Here is a 20,083-nt window from a genome sequence, read left to right as displayed (position 1 = left end):
CGATTACTCTGAATCCTTTGTTGTAACGATAGGGGATGTGTCTGTTTCGTCGTCCGCATACGGGTCGGGATAGCCCAACTCTGCAAGCAACGTTCGTTCCAGTGCTTCCATTTCTTCGGCTTCATCGTCATCTATATGGTCGTAACCCAACAGATGCAAGCAGCCGTGAATGACCAGATGAGCCCAATGGGCCTTGAGTGCCTTGCCTTGTTCAGCGGCTTCGCGCTCGACCACCGCCACGCAGATCACCAGATCGCCCAGTAGCGGGATATCCAGGAATTCGTCGGGAACGTCTGCGGGGAACGACAGAACGTTAGTGGCGTAATCCTTTTGCCGCCAGGTGTGATTGAGCTCACGACCTTCGGCTTCATCGACCAAACGGATGGTCATTTCGGAGTCGGCTGTGCGCTGGCGCAGCGCCAGTTCGCACCATTGGCGGAACTCGGCTTCGCTAGGGGCAGGCGCTTCGGTAGCCAGTTGCAGATCAAGCTCAAGCATCGCGGCGGCTATCCTTCGGGGCTTCATCGGCCACGCGATTCTCGAAGCGCTCGTAGGCTTCGACGATGCGCTGCACCAGTGGATGGCGCACAACGTCCTTGGGCTTGAAATGGGTGAAGCTGATGCCCGGCACGTCTTTAAGTACCTCGATCACATGGTGCAGCCCGGACTTGGTGCCTTTCGGCAGGTCGACCTGGGTGATGTCACCGGTGATGACCGCGGTAGAGCCGAAGCCGATCCGGGTCAGGAACATCTTCATTTGCTCGACGGTGGTGTTCTGGCTTTCGTCGAGGATGATGAAACTGTTGTTCAAGGTGCGACCGCGCATGTAGGCCAGCGGCGCAACTTCGATCACCTGGCGCTCGATCAGCTTGGCGACGTGTTCGAAGCCGAGCATTTCGTAGAGCGCGTCGTAGAGCGGGCGCAGGTACGGGTCGATCTTCTGCGACAAGTCACCGGGCAGGAAGCCGAGCTTTTCGCCCGCTTCAACCGCCGGACGTACCAGCAGGATGCGGCGAATCTGTTCGCGTTCCAGCGCGTCTACTGCGCAGGCAACGGCCAGATAAGTCTTGCCGGTACCGGCCGGGCCGATGCCGAAGTTGATGTCGTTGCCGAGGATTTCCTTCACGTAGCGCAACTGATTCAAGCCGCGAGGGCGAATCATGCCTTTTTTGGTGCGCAGGGCCACGGAGGGTTCGCCGGGGGAGACGTTGTCCAGCTCTTCGACGGCCGATTCCTGCAGGAACAGGTGAACGATGTCCGGCGACAGCTCAGTACCCTTGGTTTCCCGGTACAGGCGGCGCAGGAGGTTTTCCGCGGAGGTGGTGTGTTTGGGTTCACCGATCAGTTCGAACTGGTTTCCGCGGTTGCGGATCTCGATGGTCAGGCGCTGTTCGATCAAGCGCAGATGCTCGTCGAATTGCCCGCACAGATTGGCGAAGCGGCGAGCTTCAAAGGGCTCGAGGATAAAACGATGTGGTTCTATGGGTGCGTTCAAGGTCGTATTTAGCCGCCCTGGGGCAATTAAGATGAAATCAAGGATAACGCCAGTGGCCTGGGTGCGAAAGGTCTTAAATATCGCAAGGCCAAACACCGTCCTTGTAGGAGCGAAGCTTGCTCGCGAAGAACGATAACGCGATCTGTAAGACAGACAGCGGCGTGGCCTTCGCGAGCAAGCATCGCTCCTACAGCAGCGAGCCCCGCAGCGAGTGCGGCTGGGCGGCGTCGATGTGCACGTCGGCAAACTGGCCAATCAGCGTGGGAGTGTCGCAGCGGAAGTTGACGATACGGTTATTCTCGGTCCGGCCTTGCAGTTCGCCGGGGTCTTTTTTCGAATAATCGGTCACCAGGATCCGCTGGATCGAACCGACCATTTGTCGGCTGATCTCGAAGCCTTGCTGGTTCAGGCGATGTTGCAGGGCGTTCAGGCGTTCTTTTTTCAGCTCTTCCGGCGTTTCGTCGGCCAGATCGGCAGCCGGAGTACCCGGGCGCTGGCTATAGACGAACGAGTAGGAGAAGTCGAAACCGACGTCTTCGATCAGCTTCATGGTCTGTTCGAAGTCTTTTTCGGTCTCACCCGGGAAGCCAACGATGAAGTCCGAGCTGATGCAAATCCCCGGCACGGCAGCACGCAGTTTGCGCAGTTTGGATTTGTATTCCAGCGCGGTGTGGTTGCGCTTCATCGCCGAAAGGATCCGGTCTGAACCCGATTGCACCGGCAAGTGCAGGTGTTTGACCAGTTCCGGCACGTCGGCGTGGGCCTGGATCAGGCTGTCGGAAAATTCCAGCGGGTGTGAGGTGGTGTAGCGGATGCGGTCGATGCCATCGACGGCGGCGACGACGCGGATCAGTTCGGCCAGGTCAGCCAAACGACCGTCATGAGTGGTCCCGCGATAGCCATTGACGTTCTGCCCCAGCAGGGTCACTTCGCGCACGCCGTTTTCAGCCAGGTGGATGATCTCGGCGATCACGTCATCGAAGGGTCGGCTGACTTCTTCGCCGCGGGTGTAAGGCACCACGCAGAACGTGCAGTACTTGCTGCAGCCTTCCATGACCGATACGTAGGCGCTTGGGCCATCGATGCGCGGCTCGGGCAAGTGGTCGAACTTTTCGATTTCCGGAAACGAGACGTCAACTTGCGGCAGCTTGGTAGCGCGGGCGGCGTCGATCATTTCCGGCAGGCGGTGCAGGGTCTGTGGGCCGAAGACCACGTCCACGTACGGTGCGCGATCGCGGATGGCCGCGCCTTCCTGGCTGGCCACGCAACCGCCAACGGCGATCACCATGTCCGGGTTGGCCAGTTTCAATTCGCGCCAGCGGCCAAGCTGGGAATACACCCGGTCCTGGGCGCGTTCGCGGATCGAGCAGGTATTGAGGAGGATCACGTCGGCATCTTCAGCGCGAGCGGTGACTTCCAGGGCCTGATGTTCGCCCAGCAGATCGACCATGCGCGAGCTGTCGTACTCGTTCATCTGGCAACCGTGGGTTTCGATGTAAAGCTTCTTGGCCATGGAAAGAGTCATCACGTGATTCAAAGAACCGCGCATTATAGGGAACATGACCCAAGGTTCCTACCGCTGTGCGTCCGGTGGCTATGCTATAGTTCGCGCCCTCATTTTTATCCCCGATGTGTTGCTCGCCCACCATGACCAAACGTGAAGCTCCAATCTACAAGGTGATTTTCCTCAATCAGGGCCAGGTGTACGAAATGTATGCCAAGCAGATCTATCAAAGTGATCTGTGGGGCTTCCTGGAAGTGGAAGAGTTCGTCTTTGGCGAGCGCACGCAAGTGGTCGTCGATCCGAGCGAAGAGAAGCTCAAGGCTCAGTTCGAAGGCGTTGTGCGCAGCTTTGTGCCGATGCATTCGATCGTGCGGATCGACGAAGTCGAGCGCCTCGGTACGCCGAAAATCAGCGAAGCCCGCGGCGCGGTCGGCAATGTCATGCCGTTTCCGATGCCGATGCCTGAGAAGTAAGCTTTGGTACCGAGTTGTCCCCATTCGCGAGCAGGCTCGCTCCCACAGTAAATCTCGGGCGTGCACGAAATATTGTGTTCACAGAAGATTCAATGTGGGAGCGAGCCTGCTCGCGAAGGGGACAGTCAGAACAACGCAGAAATCAGGGAAGCGGCGAAAACGGCGTACGCCCATCGGCGCTCTGCAATTCCATCAGATATTTGCGGAAGATTTGCCCCAGCACCTGGGTAGCCACTTCAAGTTCTTCGCGGGGCATTTTCTCGGCGACTTCGTCGGCGGTGTCCAATGCTTCTTCAGCGCCATTGACCGCAGCCATTTTCAGCACGATATAAGCCTGGACGTTATTGGCCGGTACGCCTTCGCCGTGGAAGAACATGTAGCCGAGTTTGAATTGCGCCTGGGCGTGGCCTTGCAGCGAGGCCTTTTCGAAGTAGCCCAGGGCTTTTTTGAGGTCGCGCGGCGTATTTTTGCCGTCGTAGTAGAACTCACCCAACTCGTATTGCGCTTGCGCATCCCCTTCATCCGACGCTTTCTGGCAGGCGGCAAGCGCCTGTGCCAGGTCTTGCGGCTGAGTATTGAGGGTGCAACGACCCATCGCTGGGATTAACAACGAGTTGCCGCCTGCTTGTGCGAGCGCGAGCAGGGGCTGAAGGAGCAACAGGCAGCCCAATGCAAGGGCGCGGCCGGTGCGGTTCATGGGAATCGACTTACCTCTGAAGGGCGCGCGGACCCGTCGAGGGATCCAATAAGCGCGCATTATGAAATAAGCAGGGCCAACCTTACAAAGTCTTTACTCGTTTTTCTGCTGCGCGGGGAATATATCGCCCACTTTGCTGGGGATTTTGAGCAGAAGCGTAGGAATAAGGGCGGGAATGCGGGTGAAAGCTGACGCTGGCAACCGCCAACGTCAGCGGCACAGCGTTATTTCAATGCAGCAAATGCACGTTCAGCGGCATCCAGCGTCAGTTTCAGCTCGGTTTCGCCGTGGGCGATCGAGGTGAAGCCGGCTTCGAAGGCGCTCGGCGCCAGGTACACGCCGCCTTCGAGCATCAGGTGGAAGAAGCGCCCGAACAGCGCGGCGTCGCTGGCCATCACGTCATCGAAGGTCACGATGTCGTCGGCGCCGCTGAAGTACAGACCGAACATGCCGCCGGCCTGTGTGGTCACGAACGGAATGCCCGCAGCATCGGCTCGTTGTTGCAGGCCATCGAGCAGGCGACTGGTGTAGTCAGTCAACTCTGCGTGGAAGCCCGGGCGGCTTATCAGGCGCAGGGTCGTCAGGCCGGCAGCCATTGCCAGCGGATTACCCGACAAGGTGCCCGCCTGATAGACCGGGCCCAGTGGCGCGATGTGCGACATGATTTCGCGCTTGCCGCCGAAACAGCCAACCGGCATGCCGCCACCGATGATTTTGCCGAAGGTGGTCAGGTCTGGCGTCACGCCGTAGTGGGCTTGTGCACCGCCGAGGGCGACACGGAAACCGGTCATCACTTCGTCGAAAATCAGTACCACGCCATGCTTGTCGCACAGGGTGCGCAGGCCTTCGAGGAAACCTGGCGCCGGCGGTACGCAGTTCATGTTGCCGGCCACGGGCTCGACGATGATGCACGCCACGTCCTGGCCGACTTCGGCGAGCATGGTTTCGACGGCGTCGATGTCGTTGAACGGCAGGGTCAGGGTGTGTTTGGCAAAGGCCGCCGGCACACCGGCCGAGCTCGGCACGCCTTGGGTCAGGGCGCCGGAACCGGCCTTGACCAGCAGGCTGTCGGAGTGTCCGTGGTAGCAGCCTTCGAACTTGATGATGCTGTCGCGGCCGGTGAAACCACGGGCCAGACGGATCGCACTCATGGTTGCTTCGGTGCCGGAGCTGACCATGCGCACCATTTCCATCGATGGCACGATCGAGCAGACCAGATCAGCCATCTGGGTTTCCATCTCGGTCGGCGCGCCGTAGGACAGTCCGTGCTCAAGCTGTTTGCGCACGGCGTCCAGCACGTCGGGGTGGCTGTGGCCGAGAATCATCGGCCCCCAGGAACCGACGTAATCCACATAACGCTTGTTGTCTTCGTCGGTGACGTAGGCGCCTTCCGCGTGCTTGAAGAACAACGGCGTGCCGCCAACGCTTTTGAATGCGCGAACAGGCGAGTTCACGCCACCGGGAATGTGTTTCTGAGCATTGGCAAACAGCGTTTCGGAACGAGACATGATCGGGCTCTCAAATCAGATTTTTAAGCTACTTAAATAGAAAGCAGGGCGTTGAATGCGCGGGCGCGGCGTGTCACTTCAGCCGTGCTCCCGGCGCCAAACAGGCCATGGACTACCGCCAATAGATCGACCCCGTGGGCCACCAGTGGCGCGGCGTTTTCCAGGGTGATGCCGCCAATCGCGCAGATCGGCAGGTGCAGTTTGCTGCGCGCCTGGTCGAGCAATTCGAGGCTGCAAGTCGGTGCGCCGGGTTTGGTGTTGGAGTTGAAGAAACGACCGAAAGCGACGTAACTGGCGCCTTCCTTGGCCGCTTGCTCGGCAAGTTCGAGTTGCGCGTGGCAGGTCGAGCCGATGATCGCCTGGCGACCGAGCAGTGCCCGAACCGGCATCAGCGGGCCGTCGGTCTGTCCCAGGTGCACGCCGACGTTCAGGCGTGCAGCGAGTTCGGCATCGTCGTTGATGATCAACTGGGTCTTGTAGCGTTCACACAGATCGCGCAGCGCTTCGGCCTCGCGCAGACGGCGGGCCTCGTCGCTGCTCTTGTCGCGGTATTGCAGCAGGGTGACGCCGCCTTCCAGCGCCGCCTCCACGTACGAAAGAAATTTACCTGCCAGTAGCTGGCTATCGGTAATGGCGTACAGGCCACGTAGCTTCATCGGGCAATCCTTTTTGCTTTACGCATGGACAGTTACGAACAGAAATCCAGCGGCAGGCGGCGCGGCACGAACTGGCCTTTGCCCAACTGCTCCGCATCACGCAGGGTGCGCCACGTGTAGTTAAGCGCGGTCTGCACGGCACTGGCGAGATTTTCACCGAGGGCCAGACGACCGGCCAGCGCACTGGCCAGCGTGCAACCGGAGCCGTGATAACTGCCGGGCAAGCGCTGGCAGGTGAAGGTTTCGCGGTGACCGTCGCGGCTGTACAGGCGATTGTGGATTTCGTGTTCATCGCCATGGCCGCCGGTGATCAGCAGGTGTTTGACGAATGGCAGGAGTTTTTCAGCGCACTCGTCCGCGGTGCCTTCGGGCAGTTCGGCGAGGATGCGGGCTTCGGGAAGGTTAGGGGTGGCGATGATCGACAGAGGCAGCAGGCGCTCGCGCATGGCGTAGCCGACTTCGTCCTTGCCCAGGCGTCCACCGCCACCGGCGCGCAGCACCGGGTCGCAGACCACCGGTAAATGCGGGTGCGCCGACAGCAGTTCGACCACGGTGTCGACCATTTCCAGGGAGCCGAGCATGCCCAGTTTCACCGCCGCGACTTCGGAGTCGTTGAGCACGGCATTGGCCTGGGCCAACACCCACTCACGGTCGAGCACGCGGAAGTCAGTGACGTTGACCGTGTCTTGCACGGTCAGGGCGGTGACGGCCGGGGCCGCATGACAACCCTGAGCGAGCAGGGCTTCGATATCTGCCTGCAAGCCGGCGCCACCACTTGGGTCGTGGCCGGAGAGACAGAGGACAACGGGGCGAGAGCTGTAGATATTCATGGTGCGCGAGCTTACCACCAAACATCTTTTTTCGGGTGCTGCCCAATGAGTCATAACGCGGCCCGAGCCGAACGCAGGCTTCGCCAGCTGCTACAGGGGATAGGCCGTTGTCACAAACTGACCGGCGTAACAGCTCTAGCCCAATGCGTGGAGCTGGAACGCCCGTGCTAGAGCCTTTGTAGGAAAAGTTTCAATGGTGTTCAATGGCCACCAACGGCTATGCTAGAGTGGATCCAAACCAATAACAGGTAATACCGGTTTTACGTCTACTCAAAAGGAATGAGGGGCTTCCTGAGATAACCGGACAGGCCACGCTGGGGCTTAAATGCGCTATTTGCTGATGTTGCTGTTGTGCTTGCCCCTCATGGCGAGTGCAGTCGAATTCGACGAATTCACTCAAAGCCTTCCCCTGGGCCGAACCTTGCAAGTGTTCGAAGACGCGGGCGGACAGGCGACCATCACCGATGTCCGTGTACAAGCCGCGGCCGGAAACTTCAAACCCCACGACAAAGCCACCCTCAACGCCGGTTACTCGCGTTCAGTGTTCTGGCTGAAAATCGACCTGCATTACCGCCCGAACAACCCCGCGGTGCAACGCACCTGGTTGCTCGAACTGGCCTATCCGCCCCTCGATCACATTGATCTCTATTTGCCCGATGCGGCCGGTGGCTATCAACTGGCACGTCAGACCGGCGATGCCTTGCCGTTCGACAGTCGCGAAATCCGCCAAAACAACTATTTGTTCGATCTGAACTTCACCCCTGATCAAGCGCAAACCCTGTACCTGCGCCTGCAAAGTGAAGGGTCGATCCAGGCGCCGGTCACCCTATGGTCGAGCACTGCCTACCTGGAAGAGCAACCGTTCCGACTGTATGTGCTGGGGCTGATTTACGGCGTTTTGCTTGGAATGCTGGTGTACAACCTGTTCATCTATCTCAGCGTGCGCGATACCAGCTACCTCTATTACATCTTCTATATCGCCTCGTTCGGCTTGTATCAGTTGTCAGTGAACGGCGCGGCCGTGGAGTATTTCTGGCCGAACAGTCCCTGGTGGGCCAACGCCGCGACGCCGTTTTTCATCGGTTGCTCAGGCCTGTTCGGCAGCCAGTTCGCGCGCAGCTTCTTGCAGACGGCGACCCATAGTCGTTGGCTCGACCGCTTGCTGCTGGCGTTGATTGTGTTTAGCGCGGTGGTGGTCGGGTTGTCGTTGATGACCAGTTACGCCCTGGCCCTGCGCCTGGCGACGGCGCTGGCACTGACCTTCACCGTGGTGATTTTTGCCGCAGGGATTTTCGCCTGGCTGCGTGGCCTGCGAGTGGCGCGTTACTTCATCATTGCCTGGTCGGCGTTTTTACTCGGCGGCATCGTCAACACCCTGATGGTGCTGGGTTACCTGCCAAACGTGTTCCTGACCATGTATTCCAGCCAGATTGGCTCGGCGATAGAGGTGGCACTGCTGTCCCTGGCGCTGGCCGATCGCATTAACGCCATGCGCGAGCAACAGGCGCAGACCCTGTTCGATGCCGGTCAAACGCTTGAAGTGCTGAACCAGCAACTGGCTCACAGTAACAAGCTCAAGGACGAATTCCTCGCCACCCTGACCCACGAACTGCGCACGCCCATGAACGGTGTGATCGGCTCGCTGGAGCTGATGCAGACCGTCGAGATGGACCCGGAGCTGGAGCAATATCAGCAAACGGCCGCTGGTTCCGCGCGAGACATGATGCGCATGGTCAACGGCATCCTCACCCTGACCGAGTTGCAGGCCGGCAAACTCAAGACCTATCCGGCCGTTTTCAGTTTGCGCGGCGTGGTCGAGGCCTTGCGCCTGCAGTTCGAGGGCAACGCGTTGAGCAAGTCGCTGGACTTCAAAGTCGAGGTCACGCCGGGGCTGCGGGATCGCTTGCACGGCGACAGCGCCAAGTTGGCGCAATGCCTGGAATGCCTGCTGGATAACGCGATCAAGTTCACTAGGATTGGCGGACTGGCGCTGCGGGTGACGGGTAACCCCGTGGCGCCCGACCGACTGGCCCTGTCCTTTGCGGTGATCGACACCGGCATCGGCTTCACCGATCTGGGGGAGGCGACCCTGTATCAGCGGTTCTTCCAGCTTGATGGCTCGATGACCCGTGAATACGGCGGTCTGGGCGTTGGCCTGGCGATCTGTCGGCAACTGGTCGAACTGCTCGGTGGAAAACTGACCCACCGCTCCGAGCCTGGTCGTGGCAGCCGCTTCCAGCTCGACGTCGAGTTCGAACTGCCCGTGGTGGAGCGGCCGTCAGTGCCCTTGATGACCCGGGAATTTCCTCGCCTGCGGCTGCCTCAGGACTGCACCGTCCTGCTGGTCGATGACAACAGCATCAATCAGTTGGTGATGCGCGGTATGTTGCTCAAGCTTGGGTTCCGGGTGCGCACCGTCGACAACGGGGCTGCCGCGCTCGATCACTTGCAGCGCGAAACCTTCGATGCGGTATTGCTCGATTGCCAGCTTCCATCTCTGGGTGGCGCGTCCCTCTGTTGCCAGATCCGTGCGTTGCCGGGCTGCACCGAACTGCCGGTATTCGTGATTGCCTTGAGCGTTGATCGGGAACGCTGCCCAACCGGTGCATTGATCGATTACCTGAACAAACCGGTGAAATTCGAGGACCTGCAGGCAGCGCTCTATCGCCGGGTGTTGTGTCCAAAGCAAGGCGAAAGCGCCGACAGTTAGGCAGATATGACACTTTGTTCGGCTGGGGTGCGGTGCTTAACTGAAGTCCCTTGGCTGACCAAAGGAGCCCCGTCATGAACCTGCATCAGTTCGCCGAAACCCACGAAGTCACCAACCAGCCACCGTCGCTGGACGGCGCCAACCTGTATCGCATCGACCTGCCGTTGCAGGAGTGGTCGCGGCGTTTCGGAGCCGGGTGGGCCGAGTCGCGGATCGACGCTTACGGCGCACTGGCCGGCGGGACGCTGATGGAAGCGGGGTTCCTGGCCAATCAGAACAAGCCGGTTTTTAGCAGTCATGACCGTTATGGCCATCGCATCGACCTGGTGGAATTTCACCCGGCCTATCACGAACTGATGCGCACGGCGATCGAGCACGGTTTGACGTCGTTGCCCTGGGCGCATCCGCAGTCCGGCGCCCACGTCGCCCGCGCCGCCATGACCTACCTGCACAGCCAGGCCGAAGCCGGTAGTGGTTGCCCGCTGACCATGACCTTCGCCAGCGTCCCGGCGATGCGCCTGCAAGCGGATCTGGCAGAGCAATGGCTGCCGAAAATCCTCTCTACCGAATACGACCCGCGCAACGTCGGCATGGCCCACAAGGCCGGGGTCACCATCGGCATGGCCATGACCGAGAAACAGGGCGGCACCGACGTGCGGGCCAACACCACCAAGGCTTTTCCGGTCGGCGCCAGTGGTCCCGGCCAAGCGTATGAACTGGTGGGCCACAAGTGGTTCTGTTCGGCACCGATGTGCGATGCCTTCCTGACCCTGGCCCAGACTGACAAGGGTTTGACCTGTTTCCTGCTGCCGCGCCATCGCCCGGACGACACGCGCAATCAGTTCTACATACAGCGCCTGAAGAACAAACTCGGCAATTGCTCCAACGCTTCCAGCGAAGTGGAGTTCCGTGGTGCGCTGGCGTGGATGGTCGGCGAGGAGGGGCGCGGCGTTCCGACCATCATCGAAATGGTCGCCATGACCCGCTTCGATTGCATGGTCGGTTCCAGTTCGCTGATGCGCCAGGCCCTGACCCAGGCTAGCCACCACTGCGCTCACCGCAGCGTCGGCGGCAAATTGCTCAGCGAGCAACCCTTGATGCAGAACGTACTGGCCGACCTGGCCCTGGAAAGCGAAGCCGCCCTGGCCTTGAGCCTGCGCATGGGCCAGGCGCTGGATCATCTGGATGACGAGCATGAAGCCAAATTCGCTCGGCTGGTCACAGCGGTGGGCAAGTACTGGATCTGCAAACGCGCGCCCGGGATGATCAACGAGGCTGCCGAATGCATGGGCGGCGCTGGTTATGTCGAAGACAGCATCCTGCCGCGGTTGTACCGTGAGGCACCGGTCAATTCGACGTGGGAAGGTTCCGGCAACGTGCAATGCCTCGACGTATTGCGAGCGTTGTCGAAGGAGCCGGGTGTGCTAGACGTACTGTTCAGCGAATTGGGCGATGGTCATGGCGATAAACGCCTGGCCGCACACATCACTCAATTGCAGACAGCGTTCAAGGACACCAGCGACATTCAATACCGGGCCCGTCAGCTCACCGAAGACATTGCCTTGGGCCTTCAGGCCAAGCTGTTGCTGGAGGCCGGCAACTGCGCCGTCAGTGATGCCTTCATCGCCAGCCGCCTCGGTTCGGCCGGTCGGGTGTATGGCGCGTTGCCACGTGGGCTGGATGTGGAAGCGATTGTCGCCCGGTCGACACCACAGGGCTTCTGATCGCGCTGACTTGCAGGCAAGATGAAGGCCTGCAAGTCAGAACACAGGATGCTGATCGTGACCGAAGCTTTTATTGTCGTTCAAACCGCCGAGCAAGCCGTGGACCGGCTTGCGCTCTTGCACAATCGTGCAACCACCGCGCTGAACCAGGCGCTCAAGCGTTACCTCAAGGATCGTGTCGAGCCGGACGCCGAACAGCGTGCGATGTTTCGTTATCCCGAGCTGCGTCTGACCTACCTTTGCCAGGGCGAAGTCCCACAGACCACGCGCGCCTATGCCAAGGTTCAATTGCCGGGGACCTACAGCGTCACCGTCACCCATCCAGCGGCGTTCCGTAAGTACCTGCTGGAACAGCTGGTGCCGTTGATGCACGACTTCACCGTGACGGTGGAAGTCGGTATCAGCCAGCAAAACATTCCTTATCCGTACGTGGTTGAGCAGGGCGATGAACTGGCCGGCTCCGGCGTCACCGCAGCGACGCTGGCGCGGGTGTTCCCGAGTACCGACCTGTCGGCCGCGACCGATGGCATCGCCGACGGTTTGTACGATTGGGAAAACACCGACCCGCTGCCGTTGGCCTTGTTCGACGCCGCCCGGGTGGATTTCTCCCTGCGCCGTCTGGTGCATTACACCGGCAGCGACTGGCGTCATGTGCAGCCATGGATTCTGCTGACCAACTATCACCGTTATGTCGACCAGTTCATCGTCCATGGCCTGGAACAGTTGCGCAGCGATCCGCGTTTCGTGCGCATGGTCTTGCCGGGCAATGTGATCATCGAAAAGAGCATGGACCACGGCGAAGCCTCGGCGATTGCCGCCGGTGTGGTTTGGCACCGCTATCAGATGCCGGCCTATCACCTGATCGCCACCGACGGCCATGGCGTGACCCTGGTCAACATCGGCGTCGGCCCGTCCAACGCCAAGAACATCACTGACCACCTGGCGGTGCTGCGTCCGCATTGCTGGCTGATGATCGGCCACTGTGGCGGTTTGCGTCAGTCGCAGACGATTGGCGATTACGTGCTGGCGCATGCTTACATGCGCCGCGACGGGATTCTCGATCGGGTCGTGCCGCCGAATATTCCGATTCCGGCCCTGGCCGAAGTGCAAATGGCGTTGCAGCAAGCGGCGGCCAATATCACCGGTGAGAAGGGCGACGAGCTGAAAAAACGCCTGCGCACCGGCACCGTACTGACCTACGACGACCGTAACTGGGAATTGCGCTGGGCTCAGGAGCGTCCGCTGATCAACCTGTCTCGCGCCGTGGCGGTGGACATGGAAAGCGGCACTATCGCGGCGCAAGGTTATCGCTTGCGGGTTCCGTACGGCACGTTGCTCTGTGTTTCGGACAAACCGTTGCACAGCGAAATCAAGCTGCCAGGTTCGGCCAACGCCTTCTATGAGCGTGCGGTCAGCCAGCACTTGAAGATCGGTATCGAGGCGGTGGATCTGTTGCGTACTGAACTCAACTCGCTGCACTCGCGCAAACTGCGCAGCTTCGACGAGCCGCCGTTCCGCTGATTGTTCTCATGGTCATTTTGCGGTCAGGGCACTAGCATTAGCAGCCCTGACCGTTAGATGTTCCTTTTCCCATGTCCCGTCCTCAACGTCCCGTTTCCCGCCGCCCTGGCGTGAAACCTGTGCCATCGTCCTCAGCCCCGCGCCGTGTTGCCAAAGCGCCGCCGGCCGAGCCGAAGCTGATTCTGTTCAACAAACCGTTCGATGTGCTGACGCAATTCAGCGACGGCGAAGGGCGGGCGACGCTCAAGGATTTCATCGAGATTCCCGGGATTTACCCGGCAGGACGACTGGACCGCGACAGTGAAGGTTTGCTGCTGCTGACCAATGATGGCCAGCTTCAGGCGCGGATCGCCGACCCGAAACACAAACTGGCGAAGACCTATTGGGTGCAGGTGGAAGGCGAGCCGAGTGCCGAGCAATTGCAGCGTTTGCGCGATGGCGTCGAGCTGAATGACGGTATGACCTTGCCAGCCGAGGCGCGACAGTTGGAAGAGCCCGAGCTGTGGCCACGCAATCCGCCGGTGCGGTTTCGCAAAAGCGTGCCGACCAGCTGGCTGGAGCTGGTGATTCGCGAAGGTCGTAACCGTCAGGTGCGGCGCATGACCGCAGCGGTCGGCTTGCCGACGTTGCGTCTGGTGCGGGTCAGAATTGGCGACTGGACCATAGAAGGACTTGATCAGGGCCAGTGGAAGGAAGTGCCGGCACGTTTATAACGAGCCGGATTCGATCAGGCCAATCACCACGCTTTTGATCACGAACGCGGCGACGCCGAGGCCGAGTACGGAAAACAGAATGAACGAGCCAAAGCGCCCGGCCTTGGACTTCTTCGCCAGGTCCCAAACGATGAAACCCATGAAAATGATCAGAATGCTGACCAGTCCGGTCATCATCCACTCTTCGAATACTGCAGGATCCATCGAACATCTCCAGCGCGGGCGGGGCTAAAAGGCGCTGGAGTATACGACATGGGGAATTGGCGGGGCATTGACCTGCGGCACCATGCCGCAGTCATTCGTCGTCTGTGTCGGCCCCATCGGCGGGCGTTCCGACGATGACGTCCTCAGCCACGCAGATGAGTCAGCGGCAACTCGGTACTGTTGAGCACCTGATTAAGCACAAAACTCGACCGCACACTCGTCACCCCTTCAATCCGAGTGAGGTGTCCCAGCAGCAATTTTTGATAATGGTCCATGTCCGGCACGACGACCTTGAGCTGATAGTCGGCATCCATCCCGGTCACCAAACTGCACTCCAGCACCTGCGGCAACGTACGAATCGCCGCTTCGAAGTTCTCGAACCGCTCCGGTGTATGGCGGTCCATGCCGATCAACACGTAAGCCGTAAGGCTCAGGCCGAGCATCTTGCGGTCCAGCAGGGCAACCTGACGGGAGATGTAACCGTCGTCTTCCAGCTGCTTGACCCGTCGTGAGCATGGCGATGGGGACAGGCCGATGCGTTCGGCCAGCTCCTGGTTGGAGATGCGCGCGTCACGCTGCAATTCCGCCAAAATGCTCAGGTCGTATCGGTCGAGTTTGCTCATCAATCAGGCCTTTGTCATAACTATTGCGGTGGATTATCTATCCAGGGTTAAAAATTGCGCAAGTGATGTTTATTTGAGCAATCTTCGCAATCCTCTGCCGGCGCCGCGAGCCTATTCTTATCACCAGAATCACTGCTCGGACAAACAGTCCAGTGCGGCTCGCCCAATCAGGCCAGCTGCGGTCGCCACCCCCACCGGGGATGAGCCGGCCCCCGAGCTACACACTGTCCAGAAGACGGCGTGAGGTGAGCCGACGTCATAAGCGTCGAGCACGGACGAAGTTCTCAAAGGGAGGCCGACGGGTCTCCCTTTTCTTTTGCCCGGAATTTGACGACGGCGCTCAATAAATAGGTTACGCGACTGATAACCTGTTGCAGAACCGGCCTGTGCTTTCCCAGTCTTACGTACAGGCCCTAACCCGCAGTGAGGAAAAGCATGAAGTCGCGCATCTGGCGTTTGGCCGGTGTTGGTTTGCTGTGTGTCAGTGTCACTGCGCAATCGCTGGCCGATGAGCCGCATAACCGTGGCTCCGAAGGCGGGCAACGCGGTTCGGATGGCCATCAGGGAAACAATCAGGGCCACGCCGGCAGTAACCAGCCGCGTGCGCAGAATAACGACATCATTCGTGGCGACAACAGTCGCCAGTTCGAGCACAACGGCCAGAATCAGAGCGACGGTCAACGGCAGAGCCGTGCGCCGCACGACTACAACAATCCGGTTCGACCACCTCCACCACCGCCGCAGCTACCGGCCAACGACCTGCCGATTCAGGGCCGGCCCGACACCGTGCGCCAGACCCAGCAGCCGCAGCGTGGTTACTACCAGGACGTGCCGCGGCGCTACGATAACAACCAGCACTGGCAGAACAACGGTCCGCGTCCCGATGACCATCGCTGGGCCGGTCGCCCGGATGGGCATGGCAATGGCTGGGGACCTGGCCCGCAGTACCGTCCCGGTCATGTGATCGACCGCTTCCCGGACCGTGATTACCGAGTGCCGTATCGCGGTCAGGATTACTTCTACTCCGGCGGCTACTGGTATCGCCCGCTCGGCCCGCGTTATGTTGTGGTGCAGCCGCCACGCGGGATTCGCGTCAGCTACTTGCCTGATTACGCGCGTGAAGTGTGGATCGGCGGTGCGCTGCTGTTCCTGGCGGCCGGCTCTTATTACGCCTATCAGGAAAGCACTCAGGATTACGTCGTGGTCGAGCCGCCCGTACAACCGCAGCCGCAACCGGTCAGCAATGGTTATGACGTGGTGGCGTATCCGGCCAACGGTCAGTCGCCAGAGCAGGTCAACCAGGACGGTTACGAGTGCTATCAATACGCGGTGCAGCAGAGTGGCTTCGATCCGCGAACGGCCACCTACCAGCCAGCCCCGTCGGTGGTGCAAGCCTACCGTCAGGCCCAGGGCAACTGCCTGAGCAGTCGCGGCTATCAGGTTTCTTTCTGAGTCCTGCCAGCCAGTACCACTTCCTGCGGGTCGGCGTGCACCAGTACTTCGGCTCGCGGGTAGGCGGCATGAATGGCATCGGCGGCTTGGTCGCTGATGCCGTGAGCGACTGACAGGGTCAAATCCCCCGGCAATTCCAGGTGCAACTGCACGAACCACTGGTTGCCGGAAACCCGCGTACGCAGGTCGTGCGCCCCCAATACTCCCGGTACGCTGCAGGCCAGTTCGAGCATGTGCTGGCTGACGTCCGACGGCAGTTCCTCATCCATCAGCACGGTAAAACTTTCGCGGCCGATCTGAATCGCGCTCCAGAGAATGTAGACAGCGATCGCCAATCCAAACCAAGGGTCGACCTGATGCCAGCCAAACCCGGCGAGCACCAGCGCCAGCAGAATGCTGCCGTTGAGCAACATGTCCGAGCGGTAATGCAGAGAGTCGGCGCGCACCGCGTTGGAGCCGGTTGCCTTGACGACTCGATGTTGCAACATCAGCAGGGCCAGGGTCAGCGCCAGGGAAAACACAATCACCCCGATGCTGATCCATGGCGCCCCCACCGGTTCCGGGTGTTTCAGTCGATCGATCGCCTGCAAGGCAATCAGCACCGCACTGCCACCAATGAACAACGCCTGAGCCATGCCCGCCAGCGACTCGGCCTTGCCGTGCCCGTACCGATGATCATCGTCGGCCGGGCGCAAGGCGTAATGCACCGCGAGCAGGTTGAGCAGCGACGTGACGCCGTCGAGGGCTGAGTCGGTCAGCCCGGCGAGCATGCTCACCGAACCGCTCAACCACCAGGCGATGGCTTTGGCGACGATCAGCGTACACGCCACCGCCACCGAGGCACGGGTCGCCAGCCGCAGCAGACGGGCATGTTCGGAGCTGGAGATCATAGGTGCTGTCGTTCCTTCTTATGCACGGGTTACGCGGCAGGTTGCAGGCCGAACATGGCCAGTTGCTGGGCGCTGCCCTTGTGCTGGATCAGACGCGGGTCATCCAGCGGGAAGCTGCGGCCCAGTTCGGTTTCGAGAATAGTCTGCAGCTTGTGGTTATCGACCTTGCCGTCGGCGCCGATGGCTTCCTTGAGTTTTTCCGGGGCCACCTGTGCGGTCTCGCCGGGCGCGTAGTAAATCGCGCCAGTGGCGAAGTCCACGGCAAACGCGATCAGGCCGGGAATGATGTAGAACAGCAGGCCCACGGCATCGAGCGCGGCGATGGCCGGGTCGATCTTGCCGTCGATCTGACCGCGACGGTCAGGGTAGAAAATCGATCCGCAAGCGGTCACCTGGGTCAGCAACGTCGCGACCAATACACCGCCAATCAAGCGAAAGGGAACACGCATATGAAATCTCCTGGGTAATTTCAAAACGAAAGGACGCCTGTATGAATTAGGACCGTCATTAACGCCGAGCAGTTCGCCGTTATACTCGCCGCTCTGTTTTGGAGCCAGCATGATTTCTTTGCCGATTGATGAAGTTTTACCCGCCCTGCGTGAAGCCTTGGCTACACGCCACGAAGCCGTGCTCGAAGCACCGCCCGGTGCCGGTAAAACCACCCGCGTGCCGCTGGCCTTGCTCAACGAGCCCTGGTTGGCCGGGCAGACCCTTCTCATGCTCGAACCGCGCCGCTTGGCCGCTCGGGCAGCAGCGGAACGTCTGGCCAGTGAGCTGGGCGAGAAGGTCGGCGAAACCGTCGGCTATCGCATTCGTCTCGACAGCAAAGTAGGCCCCAAAACCCGTATCGAAGTGGTCACCGAAGGGATTCTGACCCGACGCTTGCAGGACGACCCGGCGCTCGAAGGCGTGGGTTTGCTGATCTTCGACGAATTCCACGAGCGCAGTCTCGATGCCGATCTGGCGCTGGCCTTGAGCCTGAATGGCCGCGAGCTGTTTCGTGACGATCAACCGCTGAAAATCCTGCTGATGTCGGCCACGCTGGAAGGCGAACGCCTGGCCGGGTTGCTCGATGACGCGCCGATCCTGCGCAGCGAAGGCCGCATGTACCCGGTGGCGATGCGCTGGGGCCGACCGTTTCAACCGGGTGAATTCATCGAGCCGCGTCTGGTGCAGACCATTCTCGAAGCCTTGAATGATGAAACCGGCAGCGTGCTGGTGTTCCTGCCGGGGCAAGCGGAAATCCGTCGGGTGCATCAGCAACTCGCCGATGCACTGGGCGATAGCACACAGGTTTTGCTCTGCCCGTTGCACGGTGAACTGGACCTCGCCGCCCAACGCGCCGCAATCGATCCGGCCCCCGCCGGCAAACGCAAAGTGGTGCTGGCGACCAACATCGCCGAGACCAGCCTGACCATCGACGGCGTGCGCGTGGTGATCGATGCCGGGTTGGCGCGAGTGCCGCGTTTCGATCCGGGCAGTGGCATGGCCCGCCTCGATACTCAGCGTATTTCCAAAGCCAGCGCGACTCAGCGCGCCGGCCGGGCAGGGCGGTTGGAACCGGGCGTGTGTTATCGCTTGTGGTCGCAAGATCAGCATGAACAACTGGCGGCCTACGCCAGCGCGGAAATTCTCTCGGCGGATCTTGCCGGATTAGCGTTGCAGCTTGGTCGCTGGGGCGTGACACCGGAGCAATTGGTGTGGCTCGACGTACCGCCCGCGGCCGCTTATGCACAGGCTCAGGACTTGCTTGATCGCCTGGGCGCATTGGACGGCGAAGCGCTGACCCGACACGGTCAGGCGATGGCCGAACTGCCGGCCCATCCGCGCATCGCACATTTGCTGTTGCGCGGTCAGGCGCTCGGTTTGGCCGACATGGCCTGCGATGTCGCGGCCTTGCTCGGCGAGCGAGATATTTTGCGCGGTGCCGGGGCTGATTTGCACAGTCGGTTGGTGCTGTTGTCCGGCGAAGAACGTGCTGCTCGCGGCGCTCAGGGTGGCGTGCAACGTGCTCGGCAACTGGCGCGGCAGTATCGCGGTTATCTGCGGAACAAGGCGTCGGAACCGGTCAGCGATCCGGATCATCCGCGCTGGCTCGGCGCGCTGTTGGCGTTGGCCTATCCCGACCGCGTTGCCCAACAGCGACGGGCCGGTGGCGCGGAGTATCGCCTGGCTAACGGTCGCGCAGCGCTGTTCGCCGAAGCCGACAGTTTGATGAAGCAACCGTGGCTGGTGATCGCCGATCTCGGCAGTCGTCAGGGCCAGCGTGAAGAGCGCATTTATCTGGCGGCGGATTTCGATCCGGCGCTGTTCGATTCAGTGCTGGCCGAACAGGTGCGCTGCGTCGATCAACTGGATTGGGACGAGCGCGAAGGCGTGTTGCGCGCCGAGCGGCAGCGCAAGGTTGGCGAATTGATCCTCAGCCGCGAGCCGTTGACCGGACTCGATGAGACCGCCCGCAGTCAGGCGTTGGTGAATCTGGTGCGGCGCAAAGGTCTGGAGCTGTTGCCGTGGACTCCGGAGCTGCGTCAGTGGCAGGCGCGGGTTGCGTTGTTGCGGCAGCTGGATCTCGGCAGTAAGGAGCAGAGCGAATGGCCAGATGTCAGCGACGCTGCTCTGCTCAAAAGCCTCGAACATTGGCTGATGCCGTATCTGGGCAAAGTCTCGCGCCTTAGTCACTTCGCCAATCTGGACCTGTCGAGCATCGTCCATAACCTGTTGCCGTGGCCGCTGCCGCAACGGCTCGATGAACTGGCGCCGCATCATTTGAGCGTGCCATCGGGATCATCGATTCGTCTGGACTACAGCGAGCAGCCGCCGATTCTGGCGGTGCGGTTGCAGGAGTTGTTCGGCCTGGCCGAGACCCCGCGTATTGCCGGTGGCCGGCAGGTGGTCAAGTTGCATCTGCTGTCGCCGGCGCGGCGGCCGGTGCAGGTGACCCAGGACCTGGCGAACTTCTGGCGCAGCACCTACGCCGAGGTGAAGAAGGATTTGAAAGGCCGCTACCCGAAGCACTACTGGCCGGATGATCCGCTGGTGGCCGAGGCGACCGCTCGAATCAAACCGCGTAAAAGCTGAAGATG

The 20,083-nt window shown here is 60.7% G+C and carries 18 protein-coding genes; 7 read left to right on the top strand and 11 right to left on the bottom strand.

Annotation, left to right across the window (positions count from 1 at the left end; genetic code table 11):
* Positions 1 to 3 precede the first annotated feature (3 nt).
* The 3 genes from ybeY to miaB all read right to left on the bottom strand — a co-directional run bounded on the left by ybeY (position 4) and on the right by miaB (position 3,008).
* Positions 4 to 498, bottom strand: a complete 495-nt coding sequence (gene ybeY / locus QFW87_RS25805) for an rRNA maturation RNase YbeY (protein WP_149628103.1) — start codon at positions 496 to 498, stop codon at positions 4 to 6.
* Entirely contained in the window at positions 491 to 1,495 is a 1,005-nt protein-coding gene (locus QFW87_RS25800; protein ID WP_283181791.1) for a PhoH family protein, read from the bottom strand. The genes ybeY and QFW87_RS25800 overlap by 8 nt, the downstream gene beginning before the upstream one ends.
* Positions 1,496 to 1,682: 187 nt before the next feature.
* On the bottom strand, positions 1,683 to 3,008 hold the full coding sequence (gene miaB / locus QFW87_RS25795) for a tRNA (N6-isopentenyl adenosine(37)-C2)-methylthiotransferase MiaB (RefSeq protein ID WP_283181790.1): 1,326 nt from the start codon (positions 3,006 to 3,008) through the stop codon (positions 1,683 to 1,685).
* A 134-nt stretch (positions 3,009 to 3,142) separates the two neighbouring features.
* On the opposite strand from miaB, the gene QFW87_RS25790 reads away from it, so the two are divergent.
* Complete coding sequence (locus QFW87_RS25790) at positions 3,143 to 3,472, top strand: DUF1820 family protein (RefSeq protein WP_007894425.1); 330 nt, start codon at positions 3,143 to 3,145, stop codon at positions 3,470 to 3,472.
* A gap of 142 nt (positions 3,473 to 3,614) precedes the next feature.
* Here QFW87_RS25790 and QFW87_RS25785 read toward each other — a convergent pair whose 3' ends face one another.
* The 4 genes from QFW87_RS25785 to QFW87_RS25770 form a co-directional block, all read right to left on the bottom strand.
* Positions 3,615 to 4,169 carry a tetratricopeptide repeat protein gene (locus QFW87_RS25785; protein ID WP_283181789.1) on the bottom strand — a complete coding sequence of 185 codons (555 nt, stop codon included), beginning with the start codon at positions 4,167 to 4,169 and terminating at the stop codon, positions 3,615 to 3,617.
* Positions 4,170 to 4,393: 224 nt separating this feature from the next.
* Positions 4,394 to 5,677 (bottom strand): glutamate-1-semialdehyde 2,1-aminomutase, encoded by a 1,284-nt coding sequence (gene hemL, locus QFW87_RS25780; protein WP_134422446.1) that lies wholly within the window; start codon positions 5,675 to 5,677, stop codon positions 4,394 to 4,396.
* A gap of 32 nt (positions 5,678 to 5,709) precedes the next feature.
* The gene (gene thiE, locus QFW87_RS25775) at positions 5,710 to 6,333 is read right to left on the bottom strand and encodes a thiamine phosphate synthase (protein ID WP_283189188.1); all 624 of its coding nucleotides are present in this window, start codon (positions 6,331 to 6,333) and stop codon (positions 5,710 to 5,712) included.
* 32 nt (positions 6,334 to 6,365) lie between these two features.
* Entirely contained in the window at positions 6,366 to 7,163 is a 798-nt protein-coding gene (locus QFW87_RS25770; protein ID WP_033054181.1) for a hydroxymethylpyrimidine/phosphomethylpyrimidine kinase, read from the bottom strand.
* Positions 7,164 to 7,488: 325 nt separating this feature from the next.
* Here QFW87_RS25770 and QFW87_RS25765 point away from each other — a divergent pair, with 325 nt between their 5' ends.
* The 4 genes from QFW87_RS25765 to QFW87_RS25750 all read left to right on the top strand — a co-directional run bounded on the left by QFW87_RS25765 (position 7,489) and on the right by QFW87_RS25750 (position 13,831).
* Positions 7,489 to 9,873, top strand: coding sequence for a hybrid sensor histidine kinase/response regulator (locus QFW87_RS25765; protein ID WP_283189187.1), 2,385 nt, complete (start codon positions 7,489 to 7,491; stop codon positions 9,871 to 9,873).
* A gap of 74 nt (positions 9,874 to 9,947) precedes the next feature.
* Complete coding sequence (locus QFW87_RS25760) at positions 9,948 to 11,597, top strand: acyl-CoA dehydrogenase family protein (RefSeq protein WP_283189186.1); 1,650 nt, start codon at positions 9,948 to 9,950, stop codon at positions 11,595 to 11,597.
* Positions 11,598 to 11,618: 21 nt separating this feature from the next.
* The gene (gene amn, locus QFW87_RS25755; protein WP_178082705.1) at positions 11,619 to 13,118 is read left to right on the top strand and encodes an AMP nucleosidase; all 1,500 of its coding nucleotides are present in this window, start codon (positions 11,619 to 11,621) and stop codon (positions 13,116 to 13,118) included.
* A 71-nt stretch (positions 13,119 to 13,189) separates the two neighbouring features.
* Entirely contained in the window at positions 13,190 to 13,831 is a 642-nt protein-coding gene (locus QFW87_RS25750; protein WP_283181784.1) for a pseudouridine synthase, read from the top strand.
* Here QFW87_RS25750 and QFW87_RS25745 read toward each other — a convergent pair.
* Both QFW87_RS25745 and QFW87_RS25740 read right to left on the bottom strand, forming a co-directional pair.
* On the bottom strand, positions 13,826 to 14,035 hold the full coding sequence (locus tag QFW87_RS25745) for a DUF2788 domain-containing protein (protein WP_283181783.1): 210 nt from the start codon (positions 14,033 to 14,035) through the stop codon (positions 13,826 to 13,828). The two genes, QFW87_RS25750 and QFW87_RS25745, sit on opposite strands and share 6 nt — an antisense overlap.
* 143 nt (positions 14,036 to 14,178) lie before the next feature.
* On the bottom strand, positions 14,179 to 14,658 hold the full coding sequence (locus QFW87_RS25740) for an Lrp/AsnC family transcriptional regulator (RefSeq protein ID WP_054052470.1): 480 nt from the start codon (positions 14,656 to 14,658) through the stop codon (positions 14,179 to 14,181).
* Positions 14,659 to 15,093: 435 nt separating this feature from the next.
* Here QFW87_RS25740 and QFW87_RS25735 point away from each other — a divergent pair, with 435 nt between their 5' ends.
* Complete coding sequence (locus QFW87_RS25735) at positions 15,094 to 16,110, top strand: DUF6515 family protein (RefSeq protein ID WP_283189185.1); 1,017 nt, start codon at positions 15,094 to 15,096, stop codon at positions 16,108 to 16,110.
* On the opposite strand, the gene QFW87_RS25730 is transcribed toward QFW87_RS25735, so the two are convergent.
* Entirely contained in the window at positions 16,095 to 17,000 is a 906-nt protein-coding gene (locus tag QFW87_RS25730) for a cation diffusion facilitator family transporter (RefSeq protein WP_283189184.1), read from the bottom strand. The two genes, QFW87_RS25735 and QFW87_RS25730, sit on opposite strands and share 16 nt — an antisense overlap.
* Before the next feature lie 29 nt (positions 17,001 to 17,029).
* Complete coding sequence (locus QFW87_RS25725; RefSeq protein ID WP_008152885.1) at positions 17,030 to 17,449, bottom strand: hypothetical protein; 420 nt, start codon at positions 17,447 to 17,449, stop codon at positions 17,030 to 17,032.
* A gap of 109 nt (positions 17,450 to 17,558) precedes the next feature.
* Between QFW87_RS25725 and hrpB the strand changes: the two genes are divergently transcribed.
* Positions 17,559 to 20,078 carry an ATP-dependent helicase HrpB gene (gene hrpB, locus QFW87_RS25720; RefSeq protein WP_283181780.1) on the top strand — a complete coding sequence of 840 codons (2,520 nt, stop codon included), beginning with the start codon at positions 17,559 to 17,561 and terminating at the stop codon, positions 20,076 to 20,078.
* The last annotated feature ends 5 nt before the right edge of the window (positions 20,079 to 20,083 follow it).

Source organism: Pseudomonas sp. PMCC200344 (assembly GCF_030053095.1).
Lineage (GTDB): Bacteria > Pseudomonadota > Gammaproteobacteria > Pseudomonadales > Pseudomonadaceae > Aquipseudomonas > Aquipseudomonas svalbardensis.
The sequence above is the reverse complement of the archived record's forward strand: the minus strand, read 5'-3'. Positions and strand labels throughout refer to the sequence as shown.

Excerpts from the sequence above, each read along its gene's own strand:
- ybeY (WP_149628103.1), bottom strand. The coding sequence starts at position 498 with ATGCTTGAGCTTGATCTGCAACTGGCTACCGAAGCGCCTGCCCCTAGC.
- miaB (WP_283181790.1), bottom strand. The coding sequence starts at position 3,008 with ATGGCCAAGAAGCTTTACATCGAAACCCACGGTTGCCAGATGAACGAG.
- QFW87_RS25790 (WP_007894425.1), top strand. The coding sequence starts at position 3,143 with ATGACCAAACGTGAAGCTCCAATCTACAAGGTGATTTTCCTCAATCAG.
- QFW87_RS25785 (WP_283181789.1), bottom strand. The coding sequence starts at position 4,169 with ATGAACCGCACCGGCCGCGCCCTTGCATTGGGCTGCCTGTTGCTCCTT.
- hemL (WP_134422446.1), bottom strand. The coding sequence starts at position 5,677 with ATGTCTCGTTCCGAAACGCTGTTTGCCAATGCTCAGAAACACATTCCC.
- thiE (WP_283189188.1), bottom strand. The coding sequence starts at position 6,333 with ATGAAGCTACGTGGCCTGTACGCCATTACCGATAGCCAGCTACTGGCA.
- QFW87_RS25770 (WP_033054181.1), bottom strand. The coding sequence starts at position 7,163 with ATGAATATCTACAGCTCTCGCCCCGTTGTCCTCTGTCTCTCCGGCCAC.
- QFW87_RS25765 (WP_283189187.1), top strand. The coding sequence starts at position 7,489 with ATGCGCTATTTGCTGATGTTGCTGTTGTGCTTGCCCCTCATGGCGAGT.
- QFW87_RS25760 (WP_283189186.1), top strand. The coding sequence starts at position 9,948 with ATGAACCTGCATCAGTTCGCCGAAACCCACGAAGTCACCAACCAGCCA.
- amn (WP_178082705.1), top strand. The coding sequence starts at position 11,619 with ATGAAGGCCTGCAAGTCAGAACACAGGATGCTGATCGTGACCGAAGCT.
- QFW87_RS25750 (WP_283181784.1), top strand. The coding sequence starts at position 13,190 with ATGTCCCGTCCTCAACGTCCCGTTTCCCGCCGCCCTGGCGTGAAACCT.
- QFW87_RS25745 (WP_283181783.1), bottom strand. The coding sequence starts at position 14,035 with ATGGATCCTGCAGTATTCGAAGAGTGGATGATGACCGGACTGGTCAGC.
- QFW87_RS25740 (WP_054052470.1), bottom strand. The coding sequence starts at position 14,658 with ATGAGCAAACTCGACCGATACGACCTGAGCATTTTGGCGGAATTGCAG.
- QFW87_RS25735 (WP_283189185.1), top strand. The coding sequence starts at position 15,094 with ATGAAGTCGCGCATCTGGCGTTTGGCCGGTGTTGGTTTGCTGTGTGTC.
- QFW87_RS25730 (WP_283189184.1), bottom strand. The coding sequence starts at position 17,000 with ATGATCTCCAGCTCCGAACATGCCCGTCTGCTGCGGCTGGCGACCCGT.
- QFW87_RS25725 (WP_008152885.1), bottom strand. The coding sequence starts at position 17,449 with ATGCGTGTTCCCTTTCGCTTGATTGGCGGTGTATTGGTCGCGACGTTG.
- hrpB (WP_283181780.1), top strand. The coding sequence starts at position 17,559 with ATGATTTCTTTGCCGATTGATGAAGTTTTACCCGCCCTGCGTGAAGCC.